At 65.1% G+C, this 8,300-nt stretch carries 5 protein-coding genes; 1 reads left to right on the top strand and 4 read right to left on the bottom strand.

Going from position 1 to position 8,300, the window contains the following annotated elements; all coding sequences use genetic code 11:
- Positions 1 to 256: 256 nt before the first annotated feature.
- Both NJG22_RS08585 and NJG22_RS08580 read right to left on the bottom strand, forming a co-directional pair.
- Entirely contained in the window at positions 257 to 751 is a 495-nt protein-coding gene (locus tag NJG22_RS08585; protein WP_253093658.1) for a DUF934 domain-containing protein, read from the bottom strand.
- Positions 735 to 2,387 (bottom strand): nitrite/sulfite reductase, encoded by a 1,653-nt coding sequence (locus NJG22_RS08580; protein ID WP_253093656.1) that lies wholly within the window; start codon positions 2,385 to 2,387, stop codon positions 735 to 737. Before NJG22_RS08580 ends, NJG22_RS08585 begins: the two co-directional genes overlap by 17 nt.
- Before the next feature lie 215 nt (positions 2,388 to 2,602).
- Here NJG22_RS08580 and NJG22_RS08575 point away from each other — a divergent pair, with 215 nt between their 5' ends.
- Positions 2,603 to 3,679, top strand: coding sequence for an ABC transporter substrate-binding protein (locus NJG22_RS08575; protein ID WP_253093654.1), 1,077 nt, complete (start codon positions 2,603 to 2,605; stop codon positions 3,677 to 3,679).
- A 427-nt stretch (positions 3,680 to 4,106) separates the two neighbouring features.
- On the opposite strand, the gene NJG22_RS08570 is transcribed toward NJG22_RS08575, so the two are convergent.
- Together NJG22_RS08570 and metH are read right to left on the bottom strand one after the other, a co-directional pair.
- Positions 4,107 to 4,325, bottom strand: a complete 219-nt coding sequence (locus tag NJG22_RS08570; RefSeq protein WP_253093652.1) for a DUF2970 domain-containing protein — start codon at positions 4,323 to 4,325, stop codon at positions 4,107 to 4,109.
- Between the two features lie 115 nt (positions 4,326 to 4,440).
- Positions 4,441 to 8,148 (bottom strand): methionine synthase, encoded by a 3,708-nt coding sequence (metH, locus tag NJG22_RS08565; protein WP_253093650.1) that lies wholly within the window; start codon positions 8,146 to 8,148, stop codon positions 4,441 to 4,443.
- Positions 8,149 to 8,300 lie beyond the last annotated feature (152 nt).

Genomic DNA, 8,300 nt, shown 5'->3' with positions numbered 1-8,300 from the left:
TAGGAGCCGGCCTTGCCGGCGAACACCGGCGTAGCCGGTGCCATCCACACCGCGTCGCCTGGTTCGCCAGCAAGGCTGGCTCCTACGGGGTTGAGGCAGGTCGCGGGCGTTGTAGGAGCCGGCCTTGCCGGCGAACACCGGCGTAGCCGGTGCCATCCACACCGCGTCGCCTGGTTCGCCAGCAAGGCTGGTTCCGACAGGTTGCGTGGTGAAGCGGCCCGCCATGAGGCGGGCCGTTTCGTTGCAGCAGGTGCGATCAGCGGCGGCGGAACAGCGGCAGCGGCTGGTCGGTGGCGCCCTGGTAGGTCACCGAGAAGTCCTTCAGGCTCTGCAACGCATCTTCCGGGTCCTTGTCGGCACGGATGGCGAAGGCGTCGAAGCCGCAGCGGGCCATGTAGAACAGCTGGTCGCGCAGCACGTCGCCAATGGCGCGCAACTCGCCCTTGAACTGGTAGCGGTCACGCAGCAGGCGCGCATTGGAGTAGTTGCGCCCATCGGTGAAGGCCGGGAAGTTCAGGGCGATGACCTGGAAGTGCTGGACATCGGCACCGATTTCCTCGGCTTCCTCATCGCTGTCCAGCCAGATGCCCAGGCCGCCGTCGCGGGCCTTGAGCAGGCTGGGGTGGTCGCGCCACAACTGCAGCGGCACGATGTAGTCGTCGCAGTTGGTCAGCTCGTCGATCGACACGTCCTTGGGCAGCAGGTGCCAGGTTTCGTCGACGATCTGGTTGTTCTTAATGATTCGCTGCATAGACGCGCTCCTTGAAGGGGTCGATGCCGATACGCTGGTAAGTGTCGATGAAACGCTCGTCTTCGGTGCGTCGCTCGACGTATACGCTGATCAGCTTCTCGATCACATCGGCCATGTCGTCCTGGGCGAACGAAGGGCCGAGGATCTTGCCCAGGCTGGCGTCACGCGCGGCATTGCCGCCCAGCGATACCTGGTAGAACTCCTCGCCTTTCTTGTCCACGCCGAGGATTCCGATGTGGCCGACGTGGTGGTGGCCGCAGGCGTTCATGCAGCCCGAGATGTTCAGGTCGAGCTCGCCGATGTCGAACAGGTAGTCCAGGTCGTCGAAACGGCGCTGGATGGACTCGGCGATCGGGATCGACTTGGCGTTGGCCAGCGAGCAGAAGTCGCCGCCCGGGCAGCAGATGATGTCGGTCAGCAGGCCGATGTTCGGGGTGGCGAAGCCTTGCTCGCGCAGCGCCAGCCATAGCGCGTGCAACTGGCGCTGCTCGACGTCGGCAAGGATGATGTTCTGCTCGTGGGAGGTGCGCAGGTAGCCGAAGCTGTAGCGCTCGGCCAGTTCGGCGACGGCATCGAGCTGCTTGTCGGTCACATCGCCTGGGGCAACGCCGGTGGGCTTGAGCGACAGGGTCACGGCGACGTAGCCCGGCTTCTTGTGCGCGCGGGTGTTGCGCGAACGCCAGCGGGCGAAGCCTGGGTGCTCGGCGTCCAGGGCGCTGTAGTCGAGGTTGTCCAGGGCCAGGTACTCGGGGTCGACGAAGTGACGGGCAACGCGCTGCACTTCGGCCTCGGTCAGGGTGGTGCTGCCGCCGCGCAGGTGGGCCATTTCGGCCTCGACCTTCTCGGCGAACACTTCCGGGGTGAGGGCCTTGACCAGGATCTTGATCCGCGCCTTGTACTTGTTGTCACGGCGGCCGTAACGGTTGTACACGCGCAGGATGGCGTCCAGGTAGCTGAGCAGGTCCTGCCAGGGCAGGAACTCGTTGATGAAGGCGCCAATCACCGGGGTGCGGCCCAGGCCGCCACCGACCAGCACGCGGAAGCCCAGCTCGCCGGCGGCATTGCGCACCGGCTCCAGGCCGATGTCGTGCACCTCGATGGCGGCGCGGTCGTCGCTCGAACCGTTCACGGCGATCTTGAACTTGCGCGGCAGGTAGGCGAATTCCGGGTGGAAGGTGGTCCACTGGCGGACGATCTCGCACCAGGGACGCGGGTCTACCAGCTCGTCGGCCGCGACACCGGCGAACTGGTCGGTGGTGACGTTGCGCAGGCAGTTGCCGCTGGTCTGGATCGCGTGCATCTGCACGGTGGCAAGCTCGGCGAGAATCTCCGGGATGTCCTCCAGTGCCGGCCAGTTGTACTGCACGTTCTGGCGGGTACTGATGTGCGCGTAGCCCTTGTCGTAGTCACGGGCGATCTTGGCCAGCATGCGCACCTGGCGGGCGTTCAGCTGGCCGTACGGCACGGCGACCCGCAGCATCGGGGCGAAACGTTGGATATAGAGGCCGTTCTGCAGGCGCAGAGGGCGGAATTCTTCTTCGCTCAGCTCTCCGGCCAGGTAGCGGCGGGTCTGATCACGGAACTGCTTGACGCGGTCCTCGATGATCCGCTGATCGTACTCGTCGTATACGTACATAAAAGTCCTGTCTCAGGCTGCATGCAGCTAATCGCGCGCACGGCCGCGCACTCCGGTTCGGAGCCGAGGAACGATAGCAGAGTGGGTTTATGCGCTAAAGTGATGTTTTTGCATATGAAAAGAACCAATTGGACTAAGTGAGACTGACTGGCATTTATCCGCGCCGGGCCTGGCTGGCGGTATAATCCGCGGTTTGCTCTGCAGGGATGTAACGCATGCTCAAGGCCTTGTGCCAGGGCCTGTGCCTGTGCCTGCCGTTGGTGGCGGGCGCACAGGCCGCTTCGGTGGTGTTTCTCAACCCGGGCTATTCCAACGAAACCTTCTGGGTCGATTATTCGCGTTTCATGCAGGCCGCCGCGACGGACCTGGGCATGCAGCTGCGCGTGCAGTACAGCGAGCGCCGCGCCGACCTGGCGCTGACCCAGGCCCGGGCGCTGCTGCACGGCGCGCAGCGCCCGGACTACCTGGTGCTGGTCAACGAGCAGTACGTGGCGCCGGAAATCATCCGCCTGTCGCGGGGCACCGGGGTCAAGCTGTTCCTGGTCAACAACGGCCTGACCGACAGCCAGGCGCACAGCGTGCAGGCGCAGCCGGACAAATACCCCGAGGTGCTCGGCACCCTGGTGAGCAACGATGAAGCGGCCGGCTACCAGATGCTCAAGGCGATGGTGGCGCAGCTCCCGGCGGATGCCGGCGCGGTCGACCTGCTGGCGTTCGCCGGGGTCAAGACCACGCCGGCTTCGCAGTTACGCGAGCAGGGCATGCGCCGGGCCCTGGCGGACTACCCCCAGGTGCGCCTGCGCCAGGTGGTGTACGGCGGCTGGAGCCGCCAGCGGGCGTTCGAGCAGGCGCAGCTATTGTTGCAGCGCTATCCCGAAACCCGTCTGGTGTGGTCGGCCAACGACCAGATGGCCTTTGGCGCCATGCAGGCATTCGAGGCGGCGGGCCGCCAGCCGGGCCAGGATGCGATCTTCAGCGCGGTCAACAGCTCGCCCGAGGCGTTGCGCGCGCGTATCGACGGGCGTTTGGGGGTGCTGATGGGCGGGCATTTCACCCTGGGTGGCTGGGCCATGGTCATGCTCCACGACGATGCCCTGGGCCTGGCCCTGGACCGCGACGGGCTGCGCGAGCACAGCGTGCCGGCGCTGCAGTTGATCGACCCGGCCAAGGCCCGGCGCTGGCTCCGGCTGCTGGAGCAGGACAACCACGGCATCGACTTCCAGCGCTACAGCGCCGAAGGGCGCCCGGCGGATTTTCGCTACCCGTTCCTGACGTCACCCGTCGACTACTGAAAGACCCTGCTTGAGCGATGGGCATTGCTGGACTTAACTGCTGCTTGAAGTGCATTCCCAGAACCACTACAAGAGGCAATGCAATGGGAAACTCAACCAAGCTGCGCAAAACTGACAGCAGTGTCGACGCCTGGGCGATCCTGTGTCTGATCGTGCTGGTGGTGGTCACCGCGGTGTATTGGGTCAGCCATCAGTAGCGACCAAACCTTTCAGACCGTCAAGCCTGCCTGAACCGCCCGCGGAAGGGATATCCGCGGGCGGCTTGCGTTTGCGCGCGGGTGTCTTCTGTAGGAGCGGCCTTGTGTCGCGAAAGGGCTGTGCAGCGGCCCCGGCGATCTTCACGCCATTGGCGATCTACAGGGGCCGCTTTGCGGCCCTTTCGCGACACAAGGCCGCTCCTACAGGGGGGGGAGCCAACTCCGCGCCGCTAGCGCGCGTTCAGGTGCATCGCCAGTTGCACCAGGCCGATCAGCACCAAGATGAAGATCAGGGTGAACAGCGTCCCCATGATGATGAAATGGCTGGCCTTGCCGTAGGTGAAGTCGCGGGCGCGGTTCTTGCCGCTCTGCACGCCGAAGGCGGCGGCCAGGATGCTTTGCAGCATTTGCCAGAAGGTGGGCGGTGTGCCCGGGGTGCGGTCGTCCATGAGTGGCTCCTTGGTCAGAGGCAATCAGGGACAGTGTAGGCGAGTCTGAGCCTGCCTTGCTGGCGAAGGCGCTTGCGCCATTCACCAGCAAGGCGGGTGCCTACAAGGGGCAATCTCAGCTCTCGTAGCCCAGGTTCGGCGCCAGCCAGCGCTCGCTCACGCTGATGTCCTGGCCCTTGCGCGCGCTGTACTGCTCGACCTGGTCCTTGTCCACCTTGCCCACGGCGAAGTACTGCGCCTGCGGGTGGGCGAAGTACCAGCCGCTGACCGCAGCCGCCGGGAACATGGCGAAGTGCTCGGTGAGGAACACGCCACTGGGGCCGGTCTGGCCGATGGCGCTGCCGTCGAGCAGGCGGAACAGGGTTTCCTTCTCGGTGTGGTCGGGGCAGGCCGGGTAGCCCGGGGCCGGGCGGATGCCGCGGTACTGCTCCTTGATCAGCGCCTCGTTGTCCAGGTGTTCGTCCTTGGCGTAGCCCCAGTGTTCCTTGCGCACTTGTTCGTGCAGCCATTCGGCGCAGGCCTCGGCCAGGCGGTCGGCCAGGGCCTTGACCATGATCGAGCTGTAGTCGTCGCCCTTGTCCTGGTAGGCCTTGGCCACTTCCTCGGCGCCGATGCCGGCGGTGGTGATGAAACCGCCGACGTAGTCGGTGACGCCGCTGGCCTTTGGCGCGACGAAGTCGGCCAGCGACCAGTTCGGCTTGCCGTCGGGCTTGATGGTCTGCTGGCGCAGGTGGTGCAGGGTGGCCAGCGGCTGGCCGTCGTCGCCATAGACCTCGATGTCGTCGTCGGCGACCTGGTTGGCCGGCCAGAAGCCGAACACCGCGCGGGCGCTGATCAGCTTCTGGTCGATCAGCTTGTCGAGCATCTCGCGGGCGTCCTGGTACAGCGCCGTGGCCGCTTCGCCGACCACCTCGTCGGTGAGGATGCGCGGGAACTTGCCGGCCAGGTCCCAGGAGATGAAGAACGGCGTCCAGTCGATGTACTCGGCCAAGGTGCGCAGGTCGATGTCCTCGAGCACCTTGACGCCGGTGAAGGTGGGCACCGCGGCCTGGTAGCCGGCCCAGTCGTACTGCGGCTTGGCGGTGATGGCCTGGGCATAGCTCAGGCGCTCGGTGCGGGCGCTGCGGTTGGCGGTGCGCTCGCGCACCTCGACATATTCCTGGCGGGTCTTGTCGACGAAGCCGGGCTTGAGCTCCCTGGACAACAACTGGGTGGCCACGCCCACGGCGCGCGAGGCGTCGGTGACGTAGATCACCGCATCGTTGGAGTACTTGGGCTCGATCTTCACCGCGGTGTGCGCCTTGGAGGTGGTGGCCCCACCGATCATCAGCGGCAGGTTGAAGCCCTGGCGCTGCATCTCGCGGGCGACATGGACCATCTCGTCCAGCGATGGGGTGATCAAACCGGACAGGCCGATGATGTCGCACTTCTGCTCGCGGGCGGTCTGCAGGATCTTCTCGGCCGGCACCATCACGCCGAGGTCAACGATGTCATAGCCGTTGCAGCCGAGTACCACGCCGACGATGTTCTTGCCGATGTCGTGCACGTCGCCCTTGACCGTGGCCATCAGGATCTTGCCCTTGGCCTCGGGCTTGTCGCCTTTCTCGGCCTCGATGAAGGGGATCAGGTGGGCCACCGCCTGTTTCATGACGCGGGCCGACTTGACCACCTGGGGCAGGAACATCTTGCCGGCGCCGAACAGGTCGCCGACCACGTTCATGCCGCTCATCAGCGGGCCTTCGATGACTTCGATGGGCCGCGCGCACTGCTGGCGGCATTCCTCGGTGTCCTCGACGATGAAGGCGGTGATGCCCTTGACCAGCGCGTGCTCCAGGCGCTTTTCGACGGGCAGGGCACGCCACTCTTCGTTTTCCACTTCCTTGGTCGCGCCGCCACCTTTGTAGTCGTCGGCGATGGCCAGCAATGCATCGGTGCCGTGCGCGCTGCGGTTGAGCACCACGTCCTCGACCTTGTCACGCAGGGCGGCGGGGATCTCGTCGTAGATCTCCAGCTGCCCGGCGTTGACGATACCCATGGTCAGGCCGTTGCGGATGGCGTGGTAGAGGAACACCGAGTGGATCGCCTCGCGCACCGGGTTGTTGCCGCGGAACGAGAACGACACGTTGGACACGCCGCCGCTGGACAGGGCGTGGGGCAGGTGGTCGCGAATGTAGGCGCAGGCTTCGATGAAGTCCACGGCGTAGTTGTTGTGCTCGTCGATGCCGGTGGCGACGGCGAAGATGTTCGGGTCGAAGATGATGTCTTCCGGTGGGAAGCCGACTTCGTTGACCAGGATGTCGTAGCTGCGCTGGCAGATCTCTTTCTTGCGCGCGGCGGTATCGGCCTGGCCGACCTCGTCGAAGGCCATCACCACCACCGCGGCGCCGTAGCGCTTGCACAGGCGGGCGTGGTGCTTGAACTGCTCGACGCCTTCCTTCATGGAAATCGAGTTGACGATGCCCTTGCCCTGGATGCATTTGAGCCCCGCCTCGATCACCTCCCACTTGGAGGAGTCGATCATGATCGGCACCCGCGAGATGTCCGGCTCGCCGGCGATCAGGTTGAGGAAGCGGACCATGGCGGCCTGGGAATCGAGCATCCCTTCGTCCATGTTGATGTCGATCACCTGGGCGCCGGCCTCGACCTGCTGCAGGGCCACCTCGAGCGCCTCGGTGTAGTTCTCCTCGCGGATCAGCCGGGCGAACTTGGCGGAGCCGGTGATGTTGGTACGCTCGCCGACGTTGACGAACAACGACTGGCGGTCGATGGTGAACGGCTCCAGGCCCGACAGGCGGCAAGCCTTGGGGATGTCCGGGATGGCCCGTGGCTTGTGCTTGGCCACGGCCTCGGCGATGGCCTGGATGTGCGGCGGCGTGGTGCCGCAGCAGCCACCGATGATGTTGAGAAAGCCGCTGGCGGCGAATTCCTCGACCACCGCGGCCATTTCCGCCGGGGTCTCGTCGTACTCGCCGAAGGCGTTGGGCAGGCCGGCGTTGGGGTGGGCGCTAACGTGGGTATCGGCCTTGGTCGCCAGCTCTTCGAGGTAGGGGCGCAGGTCCTTGGCGCCGAGGGCGCAGTTCAGGCCCACCGAGATCGGCTTGGCGTGGCGCACCGAGTTCCAGAACGCCTCGGTGGTCTGGCCCGACAGGGTGCGGCCGGAGGCGTCGGTGATGGTGCCGGAGATCATGATCGGCAACTCGACATCGTCCTCCTCGAACACCTGCTGCACGGCGAAGATCGCCGCCTTGGCGTTGAGGGTGTCGAAGATGGTCTCGATCAGGATCAGGTCGGCGCCGCCCTCGATCAGGCCGCGGGTGGCTTCGGTGTAGTTGCTCACCAGCTCGTCGAAGGTGACGTTGCGATAGCCCGGGTCGTTGACGTCGGGGGAAATCGAGCAGGTGCGGCTGGTCGGGCCGAGCACGCCAGCGACGAAGCGTGGCTTGTCGGGGGTCTCCAGGGTCTTGGCGTCGGCGACCTGGCGGGCGATGCGCGCGCCTTGCACGTTGAGCTCGTACACCAGCGCTTCCATGCCGTAGTCGGCCTGGGAAATCTGCGTGGCGTTGAAGGTGTTGGTCTCGAGGATATCGGCGCCCGCGTCCAGGTAGGCCTTCTCGATGGCGGCGATGACATCGGGGCGGCTGAGCAGCAGCAAATCATTATTGCCTTTGACATCGCTTGGCCAATCGGCGAAGCGCGTGCCACGATAGTCGTGTTCCTCGAGGCGGTAACTCTGGATCATAGTACCCATGCCGCCGTCGAGGATCAGAATGCGCTCTTTGAGTGCGTGCTGGAGTGCTTGTAAACGAGCGCTGCGGTCGGACATAGGACTACCTGGTCGGGCAAATATCAGAAGGTGCCGATAATAACAAAGCTGCACGGATTTTAGGCGCATCGCTCATTTGCATGAATTTCCCTCATGTTGGTGCCGCGCTCCCAACACCTCAGGACCCGCCAGGCTCATCGTGATGGCTTCAA

This window comes from Pseudomonas sp. VA159-2, assembly GCF_024126635.1.
GTDB lineage: Bacteria > Pseudomonadota > Gammaproteobacteria > Pseudomonadales > Pseudomonadaceae > Aquipseudomonas > Aquipseudomonas muyukensis.
Note: the sequence above shows the minus strand (reverse complement) of the source record. Positions and strands in the feature narration are given on the sequence as shown.

Excerpts from the sequence above, each read along its gene's own strand:
- NJG22_RS08575 (WP_253093654.1), top strand. The coding sequence starts at position 2,603 with ATGCTCAAGGCCTTGTGCCAGGGCCTGTGCCTGTGCCTGCCGTTGGTG.
- metH (WP_253093650.1), bottom strand. The coding sequence starts at position 8,148 with ATGTCCGACCGCAGCGCTCGTTTACAAGCACTCCAGCACGCACTCAAA.
- NJG22_RS08570 (WP_253093652.1), bottom strand. The coding sequence starts at position 4,325 with ATGGACGACCGCACCCCGGGCACACCGCCCACCTTCTGGCAAATGCTG.
- NJG22_RS08585 (WP_253093658.1), bottom strand. The coding sequence starts at position 751 with ATGCAGCGAATCATTAAGAACAACCAGATCGTCGACGAAACCTGGCAC.
- NJG22_RS08580 (WP_253093656.1), bottom strand. The coding sequence starts at position 2,387 with ATGTACGTATACGACGAGTACGATCAGCGGATCATCGAGGACCGCGTC.